Source organism: Rhizobium sp. CG4, assembly GCF_023701965.1.
Classification (GTDB): domain Bacteria; phylum Pseudomonadota; class Alphaproteobacteria; order Rhizobiales; family Rhizobiaceae; genus Agrobacterium.
Map to the genome: position 1 here is coordinate 757,174 of NZ_JABAEG010000002.1, position 22,070 is coordinate 779,243.

21 protein-coding genes and 1 tRNA gene are annotated in these 22,070 nt (G+C 53.5%); 6 read left to right on the forward strand and 16 right to left on the reverse strand.

The features are described 5' to 3' along the window. Positions 1 to 3: 3 nt before the first annotated feature. Positions 4 to 444 (reverse strand): GNAT family N-acetyltransferase, encoded by a 441-nt coding sequence (locus HGO37_RS08815; RefSeq protein WP_192487389.1) that lies wholly within the window; start codon positions 442 to 444, stop codon positions 4 to 6. A gap of 159 nt (positions 445 to 603) precedes the next feature. Here HGO37_RS08815 and HGO37_RS08820 point away from each other — a divergent pair, with 159 nt between their 5' ends. After that, positions 604 to 1,818, forward strand: a complete 1,215-nt coding sequence (locus tag HGO37_RS08820; RefSeq protein ID WP_250982988.1) for an MFS transporter — start codon at positions 604 to 606, stop codon at positions 1,816 to 1,818. On the opposite strand, the gene recO is transcribed toward HGO37_RS08820, so the two are convergent. The 11 genes from recO to rpoZ all read right to left on the reverse strand — a co-directional run bounded on the left by recO (position 1,815) and on the right by rpoZ (position 10,688). After that, complete coding sequence (gene recO, locus HGO37_RS08825) at positions 1,815 to 2,567, reverse strand: DNA repair protein RecO (protein WP_250982989.1); 753 nt, start codon at positions 2,565 to 2,567, stop codon at positions 1,815 to 1,817. The genes HGO37_RS08820 and recO overlap by 4 nt on opposite strands. A gap of 72 nt (positions 2,568 to 2,639) precedes the next feature. After that, entirely contained in the window at positions 2,640 to 3,026 is a 387-nt protein-coding gene (locus HGO37_RS08830; protein ID WP_250982990.1) for a response regulator, read from the reverse strand. 116 nt (positions 3,027 to 3,142) lie between these two features. Beyond that, a complete protein-coding gene (locus HGO37_RS08835; protein WP_192487385.1) occupies positions 3,143 to 3,895 on the reverse strand; it encodes a Crp/Fnr family transcriptional regulator in 753 nt (250 codons plus the stop codon). Between the two features lie 91 nt (positions 3,896 to 3,986). Next, complete coding sequence (gene era, locus HGO37_RS08840; protein ID WP_250982991.1) at positions 3,987 to 4,934, reverse strand: GTPase Era; 948 nt, start codon at positions 4,932 to 4,934, stop codon at positions 3,987 to 3,989. Between the two features lie 9 nt (positions 4,935 to 4,943). Beyond that, the gene (gene rnc, locus HGO37_RS08845) at positions 4,944 to 5,663 is read right to left on the reverse strand and encodes a ribonuclease III (RefSeq protein WP_192487383.1); all 720 of its coding nucleotides are present in this window, start codon (positions 5,661 to 5,663) and stop codon (positions 4,944 to 4,946) included. Then, the gene (lepB, locus tag HGO37_RS08850; protein WP_192487382.1) at positions 5,660 to 6,403 is read right to left on the reverse strand and encodes a signal peptidase I; all 744 of its coding nucleotides are present in this window, start codon (positions 6,401 to 6,403) and stop codon (positions 5,660 to 5,662) included. The genes rnc and lepB overlap by 4 nt, the downstream gene beginning before the upstream one ends. 125 nt (positions 6,404 to 6,528) lie before the next feature. Then, a complete protein-coding gene (acpS, locus tag HGO37_RS08855; RefSeq protein ID WP_192487381.1) occupies positions 6,529 to 6,933 on the reverse strand; it encodes a holo-ACP synthase in 405 nt (134 codons plus the stop codon). Then, positions 6,930 to 7,463, reverse strand: coding sequence for a DUF2062 domain-containing protein (locus tag HGO37_RS08860; protein ID WP_250983247.1), 534 nt, complete (start codon positions 7,461 to 7,463; stop codon positions 6,930 to 6,932). Before HGO37_RS08860 ends, acpS begins: the two co-directional genes overlap by 4 nt. A 124-nt stretch (positions 7,464 to 7,587) precedes the next feature. Next, positions 7,588 to 7,734 (reverse strand): DUF3563 domain-containing protein, encoded by a 147-nt coding sequence (locus HGO37_RS08865; protein WP_192487379.1) that lies wholly within the window; start codon positions 7,732 to 7,734, stop codon positions 7,588 to 7,590. A 189-nt stretch (positions 7,735 to 7,923) separates the two neighbouring features. Continuing rightward, the gene (locus tag HGO37_RS08870) at positions 7,924 to 10,158 is read right to left on the reverse strand and encodes a RelA/SpoT family protein (protein WP_192487378.1); all 2,235 of its coding nucleotides are present in this window, start codon (positions 10,156 to 10,158) and stop codon (positions 7,924 to 7,926) included. A 134-nt stretch (positions 10,159 to 10,292) separates the two neighbouring features. Next, positions 10,293 to 10,688 carry a DNA-directed RNA polymerase subunit omega gene (gene rpoZ, locus HGO37_RS08875; protein ID WP_192487377.1) on the reverse strand — a complete coding sequence of 132 codons (396 nt, stop codon included), beginning with the start codon at positions 10,686 to 10,688 and terminating at the stop codon, positions 10,293 to 10,295. Between the two features lie 293 nt (positions 10,689 to 10,981). Between rpoZ and HGO37_RS08880 the strand changes: the two genes are divergently transcribed. Both HGO37_RS08880 and HGO37_RS08885 read left to right on the forward strand, forming a co-directional pair. Then, complete coding sequence (locus HGO37_RS08880) at positions 10,982 to 11,551, forward strand: LabA-like NYN domain-containing protein (protein ID WP_250982992.1); 570 nt, start codon at positions 10,982 to 10,984, stop codon at positions 11,549 to 11,551. 449 nt (positions 11,552 to 12,000) lie between these two features. Further along, entirely contained in the window at positions 12,001 to 13,500 is a 1,500-nt protein-coding gene (locus tag HGO37_RS08885) for a methyl-accepting chemotaxis protein (RefSeq protein ID WP_250982993.1), read from the forward strand. Between the two features lie 96 nt (positions 13,501 to 13,596). Here HGO37_RS08885 and smpB read toward each other — a convergent pair whose 3' ends face one another. Then, the gene (gene smpB, locus HGO37_RS08890; protein WP_250982994.1) at positions 13,597 to 14,079 is read right to left on the reverse strand and encodes an SsrA-binding protein SmpB; all 483 of its coding nucleotides are present in this window, start codon (positions 14,077 to 14,079) and stop codon (positions 13,597 to 13,599) included. A 135-nt stretch (positions 14,080 to 14,214) separates the two neighbouring features. Then, positions 14,215 to 15,099, reverse strand: coding sequence for a 4-hydroxy-tetrahydrodipicolinate synthase (dapA, locus tag HGO37_RS08895; RefSeq protein WP_250982995.1), 885 nt, complete (start codon positions 15,097 to 15,099; stop codon positions 14,215 to 14,217). 277 nt (positions 15,100 to 15,376) lie between these two features. On the opposite strand from dapA, the gene HGO37_RS08900 reads away from it, so the two are divergent. Continuing rightward, positions 15,377 to 17,455 (forward strand): lytic transglycosylase domain-containing protein, encoded by a 2,079-nt coding sequence (locus tag HGO37_RS08900; RefSeq protein ID WP_250982996.1) that lies wholly within the window; start codon positions 15,377 to 15,379, stop codon positions 17,453 to 17,455. 301 nt (positions 17,456 to 17,756) lie between these two features. Here HGO37_RS08900 and HGO37_RS08905 read toward each other — a convergent pair whose 3' ends face one another. Then, complete coding sequence (locus HGO37_RS08905) at positions 17,757 to 18,785, reverse strand: porin (RefSeq protein ID WP_250982997.1); 1,029 nt, start codon at positions 18,783 to 18,785, stop codon at positions 17,757 to 17,759. Positions 18,786 to 18,972: 187 nt separating this feature from the next. Continuing rightward, a tRNA-Ser gene (locus HGO37_RS08910) sits at positions 18,973 to 19,063 on the reverse strand. Positions 19,064 to 19,682: 619 nt separating this feature from the next. On the opposite strand from HGO37_RS08910, the gene HGO37_RS08915 reads away from it, so the two are divergent. Together HGO37_RS08915 and HGO37_RS08920 are read left to right on the forward strand one after the other, a co-directional pair. Further along, complete coding sequence (locus HGO37_RS08915) at positions 19,683 to 20,693, forward strand: porin (protein WP_250982998.1); 1,011 nt, start codon at positions 19,683 to 19,685, stop codon at positions 20,691 to 20,693. Between the two features lie 288 nt (positions 20,694 to 20,981). Beyond that, positions 20,982 to 21,908, forward strand: a complete 927-nt coding sequence (locus HGO37_RS08920; RefSeq protein WP_250982999.1) for a tyrosine-type recombinase/integrase — start codon at positions 20,982 to 20,984, stop codon at positions 21,906 to 21,908. The last annotated feature ends 162 nt before the right edge of the window (positions 21,909 to 22,070 follow it).

Below are 22,070 nucleotides of genomic sequence, written 5' to 3' on the forward strand. Positions count from 1 at the left end.
CCCTCAACCGCGCTTTTTCTCGTAACGAACATCACCCTTGTCATCGACGCCAACGGCAATCCAGTTGCGTTTCTGGTAAAAGCCATTGGCGCGAATATCCGGGGATGCGTCCGTCTCCAGCCAGATGGTTTCATGGCTGGCAAACAGGGCTTTCTCGGCTTTATCCATCAGCAGATGGCCAAGGCCACGGCCTTCAAATGACGGTTTCACGAACAACGCAAATACCGAGGCGTCTTCAAAGTCCACGATGGCGAAGGCAGCCGGCTGCCCGTCCACCTCGGCAATCCAGCCGCATTCTGCACTCTCCAGCGTTTCGGTCACCACATCCTGCGAGATGCCCATCTCCAGCAGTTGTTCATGCGTCAGATGGTTCTGCGTTACACTCGTCCGGATATCAAAAATGGCGTCGACATCAGCAGAGCGGGCACGGCGAACACATATCATTGGCTGAGATTTTCCTTTTAAATACAACATAGAATGGTGGCGATGCTTTTGACACCAAATGCAGTTTCCATCAACGCGCATTATGCACAACCTCAACAAAACTGATTGGCGCGAAAATATGATGAAAGCTAATATGGGCGCCTATCAGGAGATTACTGAATGCCCGATTCTATCCGCCAGCCGATGCCCTGGCTCATCATCATTGCCGGATCGCTGATTGCCGTCATGACCTTTGGCCCGCGCTCGGCCATGGGCTTTTTCCAGCTGCCAATGTTGCAGGACACTGGCTGGGATCGCTCGACCTTTGGGCTTGCCATGGCGTTGCAGAACCTGTTCTGGGGCATCGGCCAGCCGTTTTTCGGTGCGCTTGCCGATAAATATGGAACAGGCCGTGTGCTTATTCTGTCCGGCATTCTTTACGCTGCGGGTCTGGTGTGCATGTCTTTTGGCACATCACCCTTCTGGCTGCATTTTGGCGGCGGCGTACTGGTCGGCCTTGGCATTGCCGCCGGTTCGTTCAGCGTCATCCTGTCGGCCTTTGCCCGCAATGTGACGCCGCAGCAGCGCACCATGGCGTTTGGCATTGGAACGGCCGCCGGCTCTGCCGGCATGTTTCTGTTTGCGCCTATCAGCCAAGGCCTGATTTCGGCCTATGGCTGGTCCGACAGCCTTGTCTATATCGGAGCGATGATGCTGATCGTGCCATTACTGGCATGGCCGCTGCGCGGCAACGCGACATCCGGCACGCAGTCACAGGCGCAGTTTAAGCAAACGGCTGGCGAGGCCCTGCGGGAAGCTCTTGGCCACAAAAGTTATTTGTTGCTGACAACCGGCTTTTTTGTCTGCGGTTTTCAGGTGGCCTTTATCACCGCCCACTTCCCGGCCTATCTCGGTGATATCGGCATTGAACCACGTTACGCTGTCATTGCCATGGCACTGATCGGTTTCTTCAACGTCATCGGCTCGCTGGCGGCAGGTTACATCAGCCAGCGTTACTCCAAGCCTTATTTCCTTGCCTATATCTATATTGGCCGCTCGATTGCCGTGACGGCCTTTCTGCTGCTGCCGCAGACGCCGCTTTCAGTTGTCATTTTCGCTGCCGTGATGGGTCTGTTGTGGCTGTCCACCGTTCCGCCAACCAATGCACTGGTCGCCATTATGTTCGGCACGCGTCATTTGGGCATGCTCGGTGGCGTGGTGTTTCTCTCGCACCAGATCGGCTCATTCCTTGGCGTCTGGATGGGCGGCTACCTCTACGATATTCTCGGGTCTTACGATCTCGTATGGTGGCTGGGTGTCGGAATGGGTATCTTTGCAGCCATTGTTCACTGGCCAATCCGCGAGCAGGCGGTTGAGCGACCAGCGATCGCCTAATCCAGCACTGGCTGCTGGACAGCCATCAACGCTTTTAATGCCGCCTGGACGAAACCGTCTCGGGCGGCATTGTCGTTTAGGCCACGCGGCTCATAAACATGGCGGTTGAGGAAATGACCGGTCAGTCGGGAAGCGGCGGTCAGGCTCTCACAGGTGGCGGCAGCTCTGCCCTGACGCCCAAGGAACGGCGGCAACATCAACATTCGGTCTGCATAGGGGTGACCGGCAGCACGACACACAGCACGCCCGGTTTTGGGTGAGACATAGACAAGTTCGTCGCGCGTGCCGGTTGCGGCACACTCACTCAAATCCAGTCCAAAACCGAGATCGTTCAGCACGGCGAGCTCAAACCGCACGAACAGTTCCCCGGCATCGGCGGGATTGGTCATGTTTTCAAGAATCACATTCATCGCTTCAAACAGATGCGGATGCGGATCACGTTCGGGCAACAATCTGAGAAGCGCACCCATGGCCTGCACACCATAGACCGCCGTTGCGGTTTCCATAAGCTGGGCGGCGCGTAAGCGCACCGGCTCCATGCGGTATTCACCAAGATGGTCATGCAGACGCGCACGCCAAGTCACATCAACCAGATTGCCCGGCTGCAACACCGGCTGCATGCTACGGGAACGACCGGACCGAACCATGCCCAAATGGCGGCCACGCGAACGACTCATCACCTCGGCGATAACACTCGTTTCGCCGTGGCGCCTCACGCCAAGAATGATTGCCTCGTCCTGCCACTGCATGGAATAAACTGCCGCTATGCTGATTCAAATCACTCTACAGCATCGGCCCGTGAAGCGAAATTGCTTTACAGCCTAGCGTGCCTCAGACGAGGCGCGTTTTTCATGTTTGCCGAGAATGCCGGACACAAAGGTCGCAAATTCGCCGTCATCAAACGGTTTGCCCAGCACTACCGCCTGCTTCAAATCCTCAGGGAAGCCACTGGTATCGTTATAACCGCTGATAAAGCCGAAGGGAATTTGCCGCTCGCCCAGCGCACGTGCCAGATCAAAGCTGTTTTCTCCTGCGATGTTGACGTCCAGAAACACGCAATCATAAATGTGCGTTTCCAGAGCCGTAACTGCGCCTGCAATAGATGTCGCGATGTCAACCGTATCGAACCCCATACCAAGCAAGGTTGTCTCGATATCCAGCGCGACGAGATATTCATCTTCCAGCACGAGAGCTCGTTGCCGCACCATATCTTTTCTCTATCCTCACCCGTCTGCCCGGCCCTCGCAACACTGCGACCCGTATTATGGAATCGCAAATACGGACCACGACGTCATTTAAAAAAGACATGTTCCTGGGCGTTAGCTCAGATAAACGGCCGACTCTGTTTGTCGTCACCGTCCCAACCGGCAACCGCCGCCAGACCTGCCTCATCCAGCACGAGACAGCCTTTGTCCGTCCAGCGCAACAGATTGCGATCGGAGAGCTTGCGCAGGGTCTTGTTGGTATGCACGATCGACAGGCCCAGCGTATCGGCCACATGTTGCTGGGTGACCGGCAGAGTATCTTCCTTACCAAGCAGATTGACCGCACGCGCCTTGCTGTAAAGAAATGCAATCAGGTAGGCGGCACGCTCCAGCGCAGTGCGTCGACCGATGCTGAGCAAGTGACTGTCCAGCATTCTCTCCTCACTGGCGGCAATCCAGGTCAGGTCATAGGCAAGCGTCGGATGATCGGTGAAAAGGTTGTTCAGCCTGCCACGTTCAAAAACGCACAGGGTGACCGGAGAGAGCGCTTCGACAGAATGCTGCATCTCTCCCATAACCGTGCCCTGAAGACCGACAAGATCGCCAGGCATGAGGTAATTGAGGATTTGCCGGCGCCCATCCTCCAGCGTCTTGTAGCGAAATCCCCAACCGTCGAGCACGGTATAAAGGTGGGCGCTGTGCGATCCTTCCATCAGGATCAGCGCGCCCGGTTCAACGGTCAGTTCACCGGTTTTGAAACGGGATACAAATGCGAGTTCACTACCAGAAAAATCTCGAAAATGCGGCATGTGCCGCAAGGGACACTTTTCACATGGGGTGGTTGACGATCCAGCTGGACTTCGAGGGGCCATTGATCCTCAGAACGGTTGTGAACAATTAAGTTATGCGATTACCAACTCGTACACTTAAAAATTGTTCCAACCGTCCCATTGAAAATCAGCCTTATCCCCTTGGGAATTCCAGACCCATTTCGCGGAAGCGTTCCGGGTCATTGCCCCAGTTCTCGCGCACCTTCACGAATAGGAAGAGATGCACCGTCTGCTCGAGGATCTCAGACAGTTCCTTACGGGACGCGGTTGAAATTGCCTTGATCGCATCGCCGTTTTTGCCAAGGGCGATTTTTTTCTGGCTGTCGCGCTCGACATAGATCACCTGTTCGATGCGAACAGAACCATCCTTGCGCTCTTCCCACTTTTCGGTTTCGACATGCGATGCATAAGGAAGCTCCTGATGCAGACGCAGGAACAGCTTTTCACGGGTGATTTCAGCAGCCAGCTGGCGCATCGGCAAATCGGAAATCTGGTCTTCAGGATAATACCAAGGGCCTTCCGGCAGCTTTTCCGCCAGATAATCCATCAGGTCATCACAGCCGGAACCATTGGTGGCCGAAATCATGAAGGTGCGCTCGAAATTCACTTCGGCATTGGCAGCGGCCGCCAGCTTCAGAAGATCTTCGCGTTGCACCTGGTCGATCTTGTTGAGGCACAGGATCTTTGGCTGTGGCACATCTTTGAGGCCGGTGAGAATGGCTTCCGCATCGCCTTTAAGACCGCGCTCACTGTCGATCAGCAACAGAATGACATCCGCATCCTTGGCACCACCCCAGGCCGACGTCACCATGGCGCGGTCCAGCTTACGGCGTGGTTTGAAAATGCCAGGCGTGTCCATGAACACGATCTGGGCATTGTTATGAATGGCGATGCCACGCATCACGGCGCGTGTCGTCTGCACCTTGTGGCTGACGATGGACACCTTTGCGCCGACCAGCCGGTTTACCAGCGTCGATTTGCCGGCGTTGGTCGGGCCGATAAGCGCAACAAACCCGGAATGGGTTGGACCGGCGGCAACGGTTTCGTCGCCCAGGCCTTCAGTGTTTTCATGTTCGGTCATAATGTCCAATCAGTCTGCGGCGGGCGTTTTGTGCCAGACGCCTTCTCGTTCGAGTAATTTGGTGGCGGCAACCTGTTCTGCTGCGCGTTTCGAGCGTTCAACACCCGTTTCCGGTGCGACGCCGGGAATTTCCACAGTCACTGTAAAGCGTGGATCGTGATCCGGTCCGCTGCGATCGTCAACCCTGTAAGATGGGGTGACGGCAAAACGGGCGTGCGCCCATTCCTGAAGTTCGGTTTTGGCGTCACGGCGACCGGCATCAATGCGGGTGGCACGCTTCTGCCAAAACTTGAGAATGAAGCGTCGCGAGGCATCCAGTCCGCCGTCGAGATAGATCGCGGCAATCAGGCTTTCCACAACGTCGGCGCGAACATTCAGCATGCTCTTGCCGGTCAGTTTCTTGACGTCTGCGCCGGTACGAATGAATTGATGCAGGCCCATTTCATCGGCAATGGCGGCGCAGGATTCTGCGCTGACCAGCTGGTTCAAACGAACGGACAGCTCACCTTCCGCAGCAGAGCGGAAAGTGGAAAACAGAAGTTCTGCAACACACAGGCCCAGAACGCGGTCGCCCAGAAATTCCAGTCTCTCATAATTTCCGGCGGAAGCAGAACGGGCACTTGCATGCGTCAAGGCGCGGTCAAGCCGCGCCTTTTCTGTGAATACGTGACCGATGAGAGCTTCGATACGGCCAATTTCCTCCGGCGAAAGAGGTTTTGCCTTGCTCATTCCACGGCCTTGAACAGTCTGTCCCAACGCATGTTGGCAGGCCATTTCCAGAATTCACGGAAGGATGTGTCATTGCCCAGCGAGAAGAAGATGATGCTGGCGCGGCCGATCAGGTTTTCCGCTGGAACGAATCCGACGTCAAAACGGCTGTCGAGAGAGTTGTCACGGTTATCGCCCATGAAGAAGTAGTGGCCTTCCGGCACGACAAATTCACGGGTGTTATCGCCGCGCGAATCCTGCACCTGATCCAGCGTATCATAGGTCACGCCGTTATCGAGCGTTTCGCGGAATACCGGAACGTCAGAGCCTGGATCAAGGCGGTAATCAGAGGTGAAGGTACCATCAGGCTGCTTTGGAACCGGCTTGCCATTGATGAACAGCACGCCATTGGTCACCTGAATACGGTCACCCGGCAGGCCGACGAGACGCTTAATGTAATCCACTTCCGGGTTTGGCGGCAGACGGAATACGATGATGTCACCACGCTCCGGCTCGCTTGCAAAAATGCGGCCCGAAAACAGGTTTGGCGAAAATGGCAGCGAATATTTCGAATAGCCATAGGAGAACTTGTTCACGAACAAATAGTCGCCAACCAGCAGCGTCGGCATCATCGAGCCGGACGGAATGGTGAAAGGCTGAAACAGAACCGTACGAATAACCATCGCAAGCAGCAGTGCCTGCACGATGACCTTGATGTTTTCCCAAAGGGCGCTCTGCTTCTTTTCAGCTTTATCGGACACTTAAAGACCTGCCTGCTCGTTCCTAAAATCGAAGACTTCTCTAGAACCTTTCCAGCGTAAAGGAAAGTATTCTGTTTCAATGCCAGACCGTGGCGGCAATTTCACCACTGCCTGGCGGAAATTGCTCAAGCGCTGACGGGCCTCGCCTCAATAATCACGAATGCTTGAGCGTAAGGAAATTCATCTGTGATCGTTAGATGGATGAATGCTTCGTGGCCTGCCGGCAGCAATTTTGCCAGATGTTCACCTGCCCCGCCAGTCAGGGCCATGGTCGGTTTTCCACCCGGCAGATTGATAACACCCATGTCGGTCCAGAACACGCCATGCGAAAGCCCGGTGCCTAAAGCCTTGGAACAGGCCTCCTTGGCTGCAAAACGTTTGGCATAGGACGCAGCCCGGTTTTTCCGTCCGTCGGATTTGGCCCTTTCAATGGGCGTAAAACAGCGGTGGGTGAAACGTTCGCCAAAACGTTCAATAGACTTCTCGACCCGGCGAATGTCGATGAGATCACTGCCGATGCCGATTATCATGCAGAAATTCCTGTATCGTTATTGGAGAAAGAAAGTGCTTGCTGACGCTGCCGGCGCATGGCGCGCAGCAGAAAAAAGACACCAAAATAGGCAATGAACGCGCTTAACAGTGCAGGAAGCGCCGATCCGACAATCATCGGCTCCAGCACGGGCCGCCAGAGTTCGCGGAAACTCACATGGTGGATAAGCGAACCCAGATCGAGATTATTTGTGGCAGCCGTTTCGTCCCTACGCAAAAGCAGGCGACCGATTTCCCATGTGGATGCCCAGATGAAGGGAAGTGTCAAAGGATTGGCAACCGCCGTTCCCAGTGCCGCAGCCACAAGACTGACACGCAATATGAAGCCCACAGCCAATGCCAGAATAATGTGGACACCCAGAAATGGCGTCCACGCAACGGCAACACCGATGGCAAAGCCTGCCGCAATTGAATGCGGCGACGCCGAGAGGCGTGAAAGTCGCAGCGCCAGATAGCGAAACGAACGCTTAAACCCTTTGCGCGGCCAAATCAGCGCGCGCAATCTTTCCACAAATCCAGCAGGTTTTTTCCGGCGAAATGGCATCTGATTAGCTTATTGCATCGTTTCAAAACCGCCAAGCGGCGTTTGTTACAAAATGCAATCCATAGAGGCCTTGCCGTTAAACCTGACTAGATTAACGGCGGAACAGGCCGCGATCGATTTCGCGCTGACGAAACTCAAGATCAACCTGCGACATCGAAGCATTGAGGTAGTCAAACTCGCGTTCCTGGACAGTCTTACCACGAACAGCACGAGCAATCTTACGAATAGGACTAAACATGATCTTTTCCTTTTCTTCCAAACCGGCCCTGAATTGAGTTTTCACCAAGGCGTCGGAAACTTTGTTCCTGTTTTCTGATCTGGAAGATAGTCCTGCACGAGCAACTTGACTACAGACATGAAAAGGCCGCTGATATGCACTCAATGCATAGCAGCGGCATTAATGTCTACTTTGAGTGCAATTTCTGCCTCAATCGAAGGCACGTGTCACGGTTGAGACGCAATCGAGGTCCTTCAGCTGGGACTGAAGCTGATTCAACTGACGCAAATCCCAGACTTCGACATCCAGCGACAGTTCCGAAAAGTCCGTACCGATGCGGATCATGTTCAGGCTGCGAATGTTGACGTCAAGCGTGGCGATGGATTGCGCAACAGAGGCAAGCGTGCCGGGCTCATTCAAGGCATTGATCATCAGACGCGCCATGAAGCGCGACTTGTTGGCCTCGTCCAGATCCCAGCGCACATCAATCCAGCGTTCCGGCTCATCATCGAAGCGCTGCAAGGCCGGCGACTGGATGGGGTAGATGGTAATACCCTTGCCCTTTTCCATGATGCCGACGATACGATCACCCGGCACGGCACCAGCCGAACCGAAATGTACGTCAACATTTCCGGACAGACCGCGGATCGGCAAAGGATCAGGTCCTTCGGCAATCTCTGCCGCACCATCGTCTTCCAAAACAGACCGCGACTTGCCGGGGATCTTGAAGACCATGCCGGATGCGCTGCGCATGTTAAACCAGCCGTCATCGCCATTCAGCTTCACGGTGACGCGCTCGTCCTGATAATCAGGATAAACCGCACGCAACACGTCGAGCGACGACATTTCACCACGACCAACAAGCGCGATCGCGTCTTCAACGTCCTTCTGCGCCAAACGATGCAGGGCTGGTTTCAGCGCATCACGCGAGAAGGCCTTGCCTGCGCGCTCAAAGGTGCGCTCCAGGATACGGTAGCCAAGGCCTGCATATTGTTTGCGGATGGCCATACGGGTTGCACGGCGAATGGCGGCACGCGCTTTACCAGTCACCACGATCTCTTCCCAAGCGGCAGGAGGCACCTGCACGCCGGAGCGAATGATCTCGACTTCATCACCGTTATTAAGGCGCGTTACCAAAGGCATGATACGGCCGTTGATCTTCGCACCTACGGTCGTGTCACCGATGTTGGTGTGAACCGCATAAGCGAAGTCGATGGGCGTTGCACCACGCGGCAGCGCAATTAGCTTGCCCTTCGGCGTGAAGCAGAACACCTGATCCTGGAAAAGTTCGAGCTTGGTGTGCTCCAGAAACTCTTCCGGATTGTCGCCTTCGGCCAGCGCCTCGATTGTGTGACGCAGCCAGGAATAGGCGTTGGATTCCGGAGAGAGCAAATCCCCCTCGCCGTTTTCGCCATCCTTGTACAATGAATGCGCAGCGATGCCGAACTCGGCAATCTCGTGCATGCGCTTGGTTCTGATCTGCAGCTCGATACGCTGACGCGACGGACCAACAATGGTGGTGTGTATAGAGCGGTAGTCGTTCTGCTTCGGCGTCGAGATATAATCCTTGAAGCGGCCAGGCACCACACGCCAGCGCGTATGCACAATGCCCAAAGCACGGTAACAGGACGGGATATCACCAACCAGAAGACGGAAGCCGTAAACGTCAGAAAGCTGCTCGAACGACAGTGATTTCGACTGCATCTTGCGGAAAACCGAATAGGGCTTTTTCTGCCGCCCCTTGACCATGGCACCGATTATTCCGTTCGCTACCAGCAGATCACGCAGTTCGTCCTCAATCTTCTTGACGAGACCCTGATTGCGCTCCTCAAGTTCACTGAGCCGCTTTGTCACGGTCTCGTAGGCCTCAGGATTGAGATAGCGGAAGGACAAGTCCTCCAGCTCGTCACGCATGTCCTGCATACCCATGCGCCCGGCAAGCGGCGCATAGATTTCCATGGTTTCTTCGGAAATACGGCTGCGTTTGTCGGCAGGCATATATTCCATGGTACGCATGTTGTGCAGACGGTCGGCCAGCTTGACCAGCAACACCCGCACGTCGTCGGAGATGGCCAGCAACAGCTTGCGCAGGTTTTCCGCCTGCTTGGCCTTCTTGCTGACCAGATCCAGCTTCTTGAGCTTTGTCAGACCTTCAACAAGGCGGCCGATATCCTCGCCGAACAGCTCGTCGATTTCCTGACGGGTGGCAGAGGTATCTTCAATTGTGTCATGCAGGAGAGCAACAGCGATGGTTGATTCATCGAGGTGCATTTCTGTGAGAATGGCGGCAACTTCAAGCGGATGCGAAATGTAGGGGTCACCGTTGGCGCGTTTCTGCTGGCCATGTTTTTGCATCGCATAAACATAGGCTTTGTTCAGCAGCGCCTCGTTTGCATCCGGCTTGTATTTTTGAACCCGCTCAACGAGTTCGTATTGCCTCATCATTGGAAACCAACCGCCATTAAAAAGAAAGCGCGCCAATCTATTCGATTGGCGCACAATTCTGCATCATATGGGATCAAATTATGACAGCAAAGATTTACAGACGGTAACCGCCTGCCCTGGCCGACATAAGAGAATCAATAATCGTCGCTTTTTTCCGGCGGAACGAGGCCTTCGATACCGGCCAGCAGATCCTCTTCCGACATCTGGTCGAATGTGATCGCTTCTGGCTGGTCATCCTCTTCGCTGTCGGAAGATGCAGCATTTGCCGCAACAGCAGCTGGATCGGGCTCTGGCTCATCCACTTCAACATGCTTCTGCAGCGAATGGATGAGGTCTTCCTTCAGGTCGTCAGGAGACAGGGTTTCGTCAGCAATTTCGCGCAGAGCCACGACCGGGTTCTTGTCGTTGTCGCGATCAATCGTGATCTGCGAGCCCTGAGAGATCTGCCGTGCGCGGTGGCTTGCGAGAAGCACCAGCTCAAAACGGTTGTCTACCTTATCAATGCAATCTTCTACTGTGACACGGGCCATTGCCTGTCCTTTGCGGTCGTTATATCGCTTGTATGCTTGCCCGATACAGTGATTGGGCACAAAATTCAAGTTTTTCGTGAATGGGCGTAACTTTAGTAGGATTTGCGCATTGTTTGCGCTTTTAGGTGAATTATCAGCCATAATTGACTTGGAATACAGCTAAACCTCGAATAATGAACTTTATATGACGTGCTCATAATGTATGATGAGTAACTAAAGTGATTTGCTACTACCGGTTTTGAAATCCTGGTCAGCATTTCTGGCCCGCATTTATGAGGAAGGACCAACCATACATGTTCGATCCCCGAGAGAAAATTGCTCTCTTCATCGACGGCGCAAATCTCTACGCAGCTTCTAAAAATCTCGGCTTTGATATTGACTACCGCAAGCTGCTAAAAGCTTTCCAGAAACGAGGTTACCTTCTGCGTGCGTATTATTACACGGCCCTTATTGAAGATCAGGAATATTCATCCATCCGACCATTGATCGACTGGCTTGATTACAACGGCTACAAAGTTGTGACCAAACCTGCCAAGGAATTCACCGATTCCATGGGCCGCCGTAAAATCAAAGGCAATATGGACATTGAACTGGCTGTCGATGCCATGGAGCAATCCAGCACTGTCGACCATCTTGTCATATTTTCTGGTGATGGTGATTTCACCACACTCGTCGATGCCCTGCAGCGTAGAGGCCGCAAGGTTTCCGTCGTTTCCACCATGGCAACACAGCCACCAATGATTGCTGACGACCTGCGTCGCCAAGCAGATCACTTCATCGATCTCGTATCCTTGAAAGCAGAGATTGGCCGTGACCCGTCGGAAAAACCACAGCGTGTTACCGAAGGCGCAATTCAGGAATAAAATCTTGTTCTGGAATTTATACTTCATCTTCACAAGACCGCACTGTCGAACAGCCTAGTGCTTTGACAGTGCGGTATCATTTTTACATTCTCTGCATCTCCACATAATGGATTTTATAGTTTTTGTTTAATCCGCATTATTTTCTGCAATCAAAACAATAACAGAATAAAACTAAGCACACATTCAATTTGTTCAAAGTCAAATTGCTGCAAAAATTTTTTTTAACTTAACCTAACCATCTATATTCTTGCTGGACACTTGGGCAAGATAACCACTGCGCTTGGATGCATGAGAAATATGCGATGCAACCGAGGATACTTGGCACTATCTCCTCCACACTGCCTATTTCATCAAAACCTTTGTTAGGAATTGATTAAACCTAATTGTGGCCTTGTCACGCCACGGGACCAGGAGACTCTTCTCCTCGGGCAAATGAACGAGTTAAATTCATGAGTGGCAAGCAGAACAGTTATCAGGCACTGGAAGAACGACTTTCCTTTTTGGGAATCGCCGCAAACCAAAAGCGTGATCTTCACAACATCATGCCTGTTATCACAGATTCGCTGAGCAACTCTCTGGATACATTCTACAACAAGGCAAAGACGGTTCCCCATACCGCAAAGTTCTTCGCCAATGATGCGCATATTGCACACGCGAAGAGCATGCAGGTCAAACACTGGTCGCGCATTGCCAGCGGTCGTTTCGACGAAGATTACGTCAAGGCCGTCAGTGCTATTGGCCACACCCATGCCAAGCTGGGACTTGAACCACGCTGGTATATCGGCGCCTATGCGCTTGTTGTCGAAGGAATTGTTAAGGCGCTGATCGAAAACCAGCTGAGAGGCTTTCTCTACGACAGCAAGGCCAAGGCGCTGACGCGGGATATTTCCGTTGTGCTCAAAGCCGCCCTGCTCGACATGGATTACTCCATCACTGTATACCTTGATGCGCTGGCCGAAGAACGTGAAAAAGCGGAAGTTCAGCAGCAGCAGATGAAAGCTGAGCAGGAAAATGCTCTGGCAGTTCTCAACCAGGCCCTGAATAAATTGGCCGGTGGCGATCTCGCCACCAAGATTGATGCAACCCTTGCGCCGCAGTTTGAATCGTTGCGCGATAACTACAACCAGGCGATCAGCAATCTTTCCAAAGCCTTTTCCAACATCGTCGTCGAGACACACAAGATTTCTGCCAATACGCGCGAATTGACAACATCGACGGACGATATGGCGCGCAGAACAGAACAACAGGCGGCGGCGCTTGAGGAAACCTCGACCGCGATCGAGCAGATCACCACAATTTCACGCCAGTCTGCCCAGCGTACGCGCGAGGCCGAAGACATTGTGCGCAGTTCCGCCCAGCAAGCCAACAAGTCACGAGATATTGTCGCCGAAACCGTTCAGGCAATGGGCGCAATTGAAGATTCATCGCAAAAGATCACCCAGATCATCAGCGTGATCGACGAAATTTCTTTCCAGACAAACCTTTTGGCACTCAATGCCGGTGTTGAAGCGGCGCGTGCTGGCGAAGCCGGCAAGGGATTTGCCGTGGTTGCCCAGGAAGTCCGTGAACTGGCACAACGCTCCGCGTCTGCTGCCAGGGAGATCAAGACCTTGATCGACAAGTCCTTCGCGGATGTGTTGCACGGTGTTTCGCTCGTGAACAAGACCGGTGAAGCCCTGCATTCCATTGGTGAAAAAGTCGACAGCATTCAGGAGCACATCGGTGCGATTTCGACAGCTGCCCAGGAACAGGCGGCTGGCATTCAGGAAATTCACACCGCCGTTGCAAGCATGGACCAGTTGACGCAGCAGAATGCTGCGATGGTTGAAGAAACCAATGCAGCAACACATGGCCTCAGCGATATCAGCAGCAGCCTTGCGGATCTTGTTTCCCGCTTCAAGGTCTCTACCCAGATGAGCTTCGAACAACCGGTTTACCGCGCAGCTTAAGGTACAACAAAACAAGAAGGGCTCCAAAACGTTGGTTTTGGAGCCCTTTTTTTTTCTTAAGCCTGCTTTTGATGGCATCCTTCAGGATACGAAGCCTTAGCGGGATTCACCCTTGAGTAGTCTGGACTTCTGGCGATTCCAATCGCGTTCCTTCTCCGTCTCGCGCTTGTCGTGCAACTTCTTGCCCTTCCCTAGCGCAAGCTCCATCTTGGCGCGGCCACGATCATTAAAATAAATCTTGAGCGGAATAAGTGTCATGCCATCACGATTGATGGCAGAACGCAGGCGATTGATTTCACGCTTGGTCAGCAGCAGCTTGCGACGGCGGCGCGGCTCATGATTGAACCGATTGGCCTGCAGATATTCCGGCAAATGCGAGTTGATCAGCCAAATTTCATCACCTTCATCCGACGCATAGGATTCAGCGATGTTTGCCTTGCCTTCACGCAACGATTTGACCTCGGTGCCCGTGAGTACCAAGCCGACTTCGTAGGTATCAATAATCTCGTAATTGAAGCGTGCCTTGCGGTTTTCCGCGACAATCTTCTTTACCGTGCGCTGACTGCCTTTGGGAGCCATGGAATCCGATCCGCCTTTTGTCGTTTTTTTGTTATGTCGTCGCGTTGTATGCGCAAACGGCTTTATACGCCTTATTTAGTGCAGGCATGTCGGAATGTGAAGGCGCGCAACACAACGCGCCTCCACCAGTTGATATCAGTTGATGAGTCCTGCGTGTTTCAGCGCAGCGTCAATAGCGCTTTCGGTCGCTGGCTCCAGCGAACTCATCAGCGGAGAGCGAACGGTGCGGTTGATACCACGAATTCTCGAAAGTGCATATTTTGCACCACAAACGCCTGGCTCCATGAAGATTGCCTTGTGCAGCGGCATCAGACGATCCTGATAATCCAGTGCGAGAGCATAGTTGCCAGCCAGCATGGCGGCCTGGAACTCTGCGCTCAAGCGGGGAGCAACGTTTGCGGTAACGGAAATGCAGCCAACACCACCATGGGCGTTAAAGCCAAGCGCTGTGGCATCTTCACCAGATAGCTGAACAAAGTCCTTGCCGCAGCAAATGCGCTGCTCTGATACACGTTCAATCTTACCAGTAGCGTCTTTAACGCCGACAATGTTTTTGTGTGCCTTGGCAAGCGCACCCATCGTCTCCGGGCTCATGTCGATGACTGAGCGCGGCGGAATGTTGTAAATGACGATAGGCAGGCTCACAGCTTCGGCAATCGCCGAGAAGTGAGCGACGAGCCCCTTCTGCGTTGGTTTGTTATAATAAGGTGTCACCACCAGCAGTGCGTCAGCACCAACGTCCTGCGCGTGCTTTGCAAGCTCGATGGCTTCGCTGGTGTTGTTAGAACCGGCACCTGCGATCACTGGAACCCGTTTATCCGCGACCTCCACACACAGCTCGACGACACGTTTGTGCTCGTCATGGGAAAGGGTTGGCGACTCTCCCGTCGTGCCAACCGGCACAAGGCCGCTGCTGCCTTCCGCAATCTGCCACTCGACGTGAGCGGCGAAAGCCGTTTCATCTACCGCGCCTGAGGCGGTAAACGGAGTAATGAGGGCGGGAATGGATCCCTTGAACATACAAAGCTCCTTGCGACTGGCTATCCACGCTTCAGCCGCATTTCCATGGTTAAAACCGCCACACATTAGTTCCGGTCTTATCAACCGACAAGCATGCAAGGGCGCTATTTTCTGCTAAAAACAAAATCATGTGACAGTTTTATTTCTCAAACTGGTCTGATTACGCCTGCACGGTTCGCTCAAAGATATTTGATCGAATTTCAAGCAGTGGAGTAAGGTTTCGTTAATGCAGCAGGCGGTTAATGGAAGGTGAATTTCCAAAGTTGCGAGTGACGGAATGAAGAAGACGGCGATAACCTTTCTGGCGGCGAGTTTGAGCGCAGGTGTGTGGCATGCCTTTGCATCACCCGTGCCGGAAGCCGCTACCCTGCCGACATCGGCGCCATTGCCTTACGTTCGTCCCAATGCCCCTGCCCCGTTTACAGCCCCCAATCCTGAAATTATTACCGGTGCTATTCCCCGCACGAGCCGACCCGGTGATGTGTCAGACCTGAAAAGCGGACTGGATGCCCTATCATCTCGTGATGCGGCTCGCGCCATCGCGATTCGCAACGGTTTGGCAGCAGACAGTCTGGACCGGCACATTCTGACTTGGGCGATTGCCGTTTCCGGCATGAAAGAAGTACCTTCCTCTGAAATCGCTACAGCACAACGCGAGCTGAAAGGCTGGCCGGGTGTTGCAGTATTCCGCTCCAATTCGGAACGGGCGCTGCTGCGCGAAAATCCACCGGCAGCTCAGGTTCTGGCATCATTCGGGAAAAGCCAGCCAGAGACAGCCGAAGGCGCCATTATTTTTTCGCGCGCCTTGATGACAACAGGCAAGGCGAGTGAAGCCGCGGCCAACATTCGCCGTATCTGGCTGCGCGAAGGTATGGACAAGGATCTTGAGGATCAGGTCTTAAGCGAGTTCTCGTCTCTGCTGACCAGCAGTGATCACAAGGCCCGCATGGATTACCTGATGTATCGCAGCCGGATTAGTCAGGCAAAGCGATTCGGAGATCTCGGCAGGGCGCAGTCGCTTTACAAGGCTTGGGCTGCCGTTTTACAGCGCTCCAGCAATGCGCCATCACTGCTCAGCGCCGTTGACAAGTCATGGACGGGCGATCCGGCCTATCTGTTTGCCCGTGTCGAATATTTGCGCAGCCAGCAGAAATATCCTGAAGCTGCCAAGCTTCTCGAGCAGATGCCGCAGGATAGGGCAAAACTCGTCAACCCAGGTGAATGGTGGAATGAGCAGCGGATCATCGCTCGCGGCCTGACTGATCTTGGGGATTTCAGGCAGGCCTATCGTATCGTTGCAAACCACGCCGCCACATCTCCAACCGATGTTGCGGACGCAGAGTTTCATGCCGGTTGGTACGCGCTGCGTGCGCTGAATGATCCCAAGACCGCCGAAAAACATTTCCAGAAGCTGCTTGATACGTCCAATCGCCCTCTCTCCGCATCCCGTGCCTATTACTGGCTTGGCCGTGCAGCAGAAGCTGGCGCGCCAGGAAATGCACTCGACTATTTTGCGAGAGCGGCGAACCATCCCGGCACGTTTTATGGTCAGTTAGCGGCGGCACGAATCGGCGTGAAGACGCTCAATGTCACTTACCCAACCCCTAGTAATACTGACAGACAGGTATTTGCCTCTCACGAAGCGGTGCGGGCAATAGACCGTCTCGAGGCCGCCGGATACAACTGGAGAGCTGACAGCCTGTACCGGGCGCTTTCTCAACAATTGGACAGTGCCGGCGAACTTGCAATTCTGGCGGCACGTGCCGAGCGGAACGGTAACCATCAGGTATCGCTGCAGATTGGCAAAACTGCCTTTTCGCGCGGTATCGACGCCGCAGCGCTTGCCTATCCGCTTGGTGTCATTCCTGACAGCGCCAATATTGCCGGCTCCGGCAAGGCTTTGGCCTATGCGATTGCCAGACAGGAAAGTGCGTTCAATCCGGCCGCAATTTCGCCCGCCAACGCCCGCGGCCTGCTGCAGCTTCTGCCAGGAACAGCCAAAGGCGTTGCAAACCGCCATGGTCTGACGTTCACGCCAGCCAAGCTGACCAGTGACGCAGGATATAATGCGACGCTCGGCGCTCATTACCTGGGCGAGCAAATCGATGCGTTTGGCGGGTCCTACATCCTGACCTTCATCGCTTACAACGCAGGTCCAAAACGCGTACCTGAATGGATTACGCGCTACGGCGACCCGCGTGGCAAGCCGATCGATGAGGTTGTTGACTGGATTGAACGTATCCCCTTCCCTGAAACCCGCAATTACGTGCAGCGGGTGATGGAGAATTATCAGGTCTACAAAACGCGGCTGGGGCAGAAGTCCGACATTGTCTATGATCTGAGAAACGGTCGTTAAGCACAGTCATCTCGCAACGAAACAAAACGTTGCCAAATGCTCTTGCGCGATTTTTGGCCTGCCACGATTCAGCTTCTTTAATGTCGGGCGCTACTGAGCGCATTCGATTTGAAATTCAGCAAGCATCATAGAGAAGTTGTGGCGCAGCAATATATGGTGTGGCTGTCTTTATATTGAAGCCAGCAAGTACAGGGTACTGCCATAGGCATACCGACGACCTAAACTTTACGAACGAAATATCTTCCAAAACATAAAAGCCCGGCATTGCTGCCGGGCTTTCACTAATTGACTTAACGTCAGATTAGAACGAACGGGTCAGACGAACCCAACCAGAAGTGTTGTCGCCGAGCAGGTCGGAGTCCTTGTAGTCGACAGTCGCGCCGACCTTCAGGCCAGTTGCGAGCTGGTATTCAGCCAGCAAGCCAACGCCCCAGATGTCGTCGTTGTTTTCGGTTTCCCAGTAAGCAGCCGATGGAGTGATCGTCAGCTTGTCTGTAGCCTTGAGGGCGTAAGAGGCGGAAACAGTCCACTCGTAAGACCAGCCAGAAGTGAGGCCGAGGTCGCGGTAAGAACCAACGTAGGCGTTAACGCCAGAAGACCAACCAGCGCCGATGTTCAGTTCGCCTGGGCCGATTGGAGCAACGAGAGTTGCGTACAATGCGCCTTCTTCAGCTTCAGTGTCGTAAACGCCGCGCAGAGCGAGGTTCGAAGCGCCGAAGTCAACCTGGGCATAAGCCTGGAAGCCGATTTCGTTGCCAGGAGCGCCAACCCAAACGTTGGAGATGTCGTCTACACCGAGACCGATGCGGAACGCGCCAGCGTCGTACAGGTAGCTAACAGTGTTGAAGTTGGTTGCGTTATCGAAAGCGTCGAGTTCGCCGTTGATACCGATGTCATCCCACCATGTGAGAGCCTTACCAGCCTTCAGGCCGCCAACAGTGATGTAAGCCTGCTCGAGCGAAACGCCAGAGGAAGGAACGCCACCTTCAGAGCTGTAGTTGCCCTGCAGACGGATGTAGGTGCCGATGGTGCCGAGTTCGGAGTCAGACTTCGTGTCGAAGAATACGCGGCCACGAGTAGCGGAGTACCAGTCGCTAGTTTCGTCTGCACCAACGTCTTCACCGAAACCAACGGTGAAACGAACTTCACCACCGATGCGCAGGCAGGTTTCAGTGCCTGGGATGTAGAAGTAGCCAGCGCCGAAAGCGTCGCAAACGCGAACGTATTCCAGGGGCTCTGGCTCAGCAGCGACGATAGCGTCAGCGGCCTGTGCGCCAGAAACTGCTGCGAGTGCTGCAGCGGAGCCGATGAGAAGGCTCTTGATGTTCATATTGACCTCCAGTCAAGTTTGACTAGAGGTGTCAAAAATCACCAAAAATTGCAGAAAAACGCCGGTTTTTGCAGAGTTCTTTGCTTGGAGATTTCAGCGAGAGAAATGTGCCCGAAGAAAAACAGGAGATGAATGCGAAGTCGCATCGCGTTTAATGAGGGGGAATTATTTTGGGAAATCAAAATGATGGCGGAGAGGATGGGATTCGAACCCACGATACGCTTTTGACGTATACTCCCTTAGCAGGGGAGCGCCTTCGACCACTCGGCCACCTCTCCGGTGCGGCCTGATTATTGCGTAACTTTTTTGAATGCAAGGCCTTTTATCATTATCAACGAAAAACACTGCGCTTTCTTCACAGGGAGACGCCTCATGCACGCGCCATATATAGGATGGCGCGTTTGTAGGAGGGATTCTGAAAAGAATCACCCAACACTTCAGCAACAGAATCGTGGACGATTCTCCAAATTTCGTGATGGGACAGCTGTTGGGACGGGTGAACCAGCTGCATGCGATAACCTGCCCAAGACGGCCCGCCAGCCGAAAACACCAGGCTTTTAGCCCTAAAATCCCTTGAAATTGTGCTGAAAGAATACGAAACCTCGAAATGTCGTCTCGTTAAGTGACGGATTCAAAAGGTTTTTATTAAGAAGTTGTAAACCTTTTCCACTGTCGGCACCGTGTTTTGTGTCCTTTGCGCAACAGCGTGGGATGAAGCAACACAGGAAAGTGCGTTTACGTGAAGATGGTGATTGCATGCGCGGGTTCGTTTTGTATTTTCAACATCAGGAAGCGCGGCGGTGGATCGTCCGTTTCTTAAATCGACGGGAATGGGGCAGGGAATGCTGTCCTTCAGCTAAGAACCCAGACCCTTGTGAAACTTGACTGGAGGTCAATATGAACATCAAGAGCCTTCTCATCGGCTCCGCTGCAGCACTCGCAGCAGTTTCTGGCGCACAGGCCGCTGACGCTATCGTCGCTGCTGAGCCAGAGCCCCTGGAATACGTTCGCGTTTGCGACGCTTTCGGCGCTGGCTACTTCTACATCCCAGGCACTGAAACCTGCCTGCGCATCGGTGGCGAAGTTCGTTTCACCGTTGGTTTCGGTGAAGACGTTGGTTCGCAGGGCACTAGCGACTGGTACTCCGCTACTCGTGGTCGCGTATTTTTCGACACGAAGACCGACTCCGAGCTCGGCACAATCGGCACCTACATCCGTCTCGAAGGCAACTACCGCACAGGTAATACTTCGGCTGCAAACATCGGCAACTCCAGCGTAGCGCTCGAGCAGGCTTACATCACTGTAGGCGGCCTGAAGGCTGGTAAGGCTCTGACATGGTGGGATGACACCGGCATCAACGGCGAACTCGACGATTTTGCTGACGCCTCCAACTTCAACACCATCAGCTACCTGTACGATGCTGGCTCGTTCCGCATCGGTCTCGGTGTAGACGACCTGTCCGGCGAATACTCTGCTGTTCCTGGTTCTGAGCTTGGCCTTGAGGGCTACGCACAGGTTGACTTCGGTGCGTCGAACCTCGCTCTGCGCGGCGTTTACGACCTCGAAACCGAAGAAGGCGCTTTGTACGCAACTCTCGTTGCTCCAGTTGGCCCAGGCGAACTGAACGTTGCTGTTGGTTGGGCTTCCGGCACAACTGTATACGTTAGCAACGACTACGAGTGGACTGTTGCAGCTTCCTACGCTCTCAAGGCTACAGACAAGCTGACGATCACTCCTTCTGCTTCTTACTGGAGCACGCAGGACAACGTAGACGCTTGGGGCGTTGGCCTTCTGGCTGAATACCAGCTCGCTAAGGGCCTGAAGGTCGGCGCGACTGTTGACTACGTTGACGTAGACAACGAAGACGACAACGTTTCTGGTTGGGTTCGCCTGACCCGTTCGTTCTAATCTGACTGATGTCAGTGAAGCCCGGCAGAAATGCCGGGCTTCTTCATTTTGAGCATTAGGGCTGCTCAATTCATAAGCGTGGTGAATTTTTTATTACGGATTATTCATCTTCGCTCACAGAGGCCGATATGCTTGGGGACACGGGTATTATGTCGGCCGCTTTATGGGTCCGTTTTTCTCGCGGACACATAGAAATTGAAACATTCTAAGATGCAACGATAGTTTGCATTTTATGAAATTTTAACCGGCCATGATCAATGGCGGAAAGGGGGCAAAGGAGCATACTAGATGCAGCAATTATGCGTGGGCGACGATACGGGAATTTTGAGGGACTACGGGTCCTATGATTTTCCATATCGGTATAATTTAACGACAGCAGCAAAGCTGGTCAGAGAAATTTCATTAAAGGGCTTGCTCGAACGCTACGGCGACATTTTGTGGCAGCCGGGAAGCCATAAATACAACGTCAATAATTTCATTGGCGAATTGCATGAAATTTTAGAAAATCCGTTATTTACTGTGTTTTCTCAGGATATGCTGGATAGCCTGATTGGCAAGCTGCGTAATCGCGGCAACAGCAATGCCACCATCAACAGAAAGATGGCTGCACTCCGAAAGTTGCTGCGCAAGGCGCATAAAATGGGGGATATCCACAGCTTGCCGGAATTCCGGCGAGAGAAGGAAAAGGCCGGACGTATTCGCTTTCTTGATCATGAAGAAGAGCGGCGCCTTTTTGAGGCCATAGGTAAAGAATCAGACGTCTATCAACGACTTTGTATTTTTCTCGTCGATACCGGCGCACGTCTTGGAGAGGGTCTTGGGCTGCAATGGGGTGATATCGTCGAAAGACGTGCAACATTCTGGGTGACCAAATCCGGCCGTAGCCGATCAGTACCGTTGACCGCACGTGCCTATGATGCGGTTTTTGCATCTGAGAAGCGCGGAAAAGGTCCGTTTGCTGGCATTGATCAGCAACGGTTCCGGACAAGCTGGCACGCGGCTCGCCACACGGTCGGGCTTGGAAGTGATGACGATGTAGTTCCGCACATCTTGCGACATACATGCGCGTCGCGGCTTGTTCAGGGCGGCATTGATATCAGGCGTGTGCAAATGTGGCTCGGTCATCAGACACTACAGATGACAATGCGTTACGCACATCTGGCGTCACACGATCTCGATATGTGCCTGCCCGTGTTGGAACGGCACGTCAAATAAATCATGCCTCGTAGTTTCGAGGCTGTATGCGCCAGATATATTCGACCTGCCCTGCCCGCGTTGGCGCGCGGCAGGTCGAATGCTTTCATTTCAAACCAAAATACGACCCGACATTGGAACCAAATGTTAGTTCAGGCCGTTCTTTACCCGTAACCATATGAG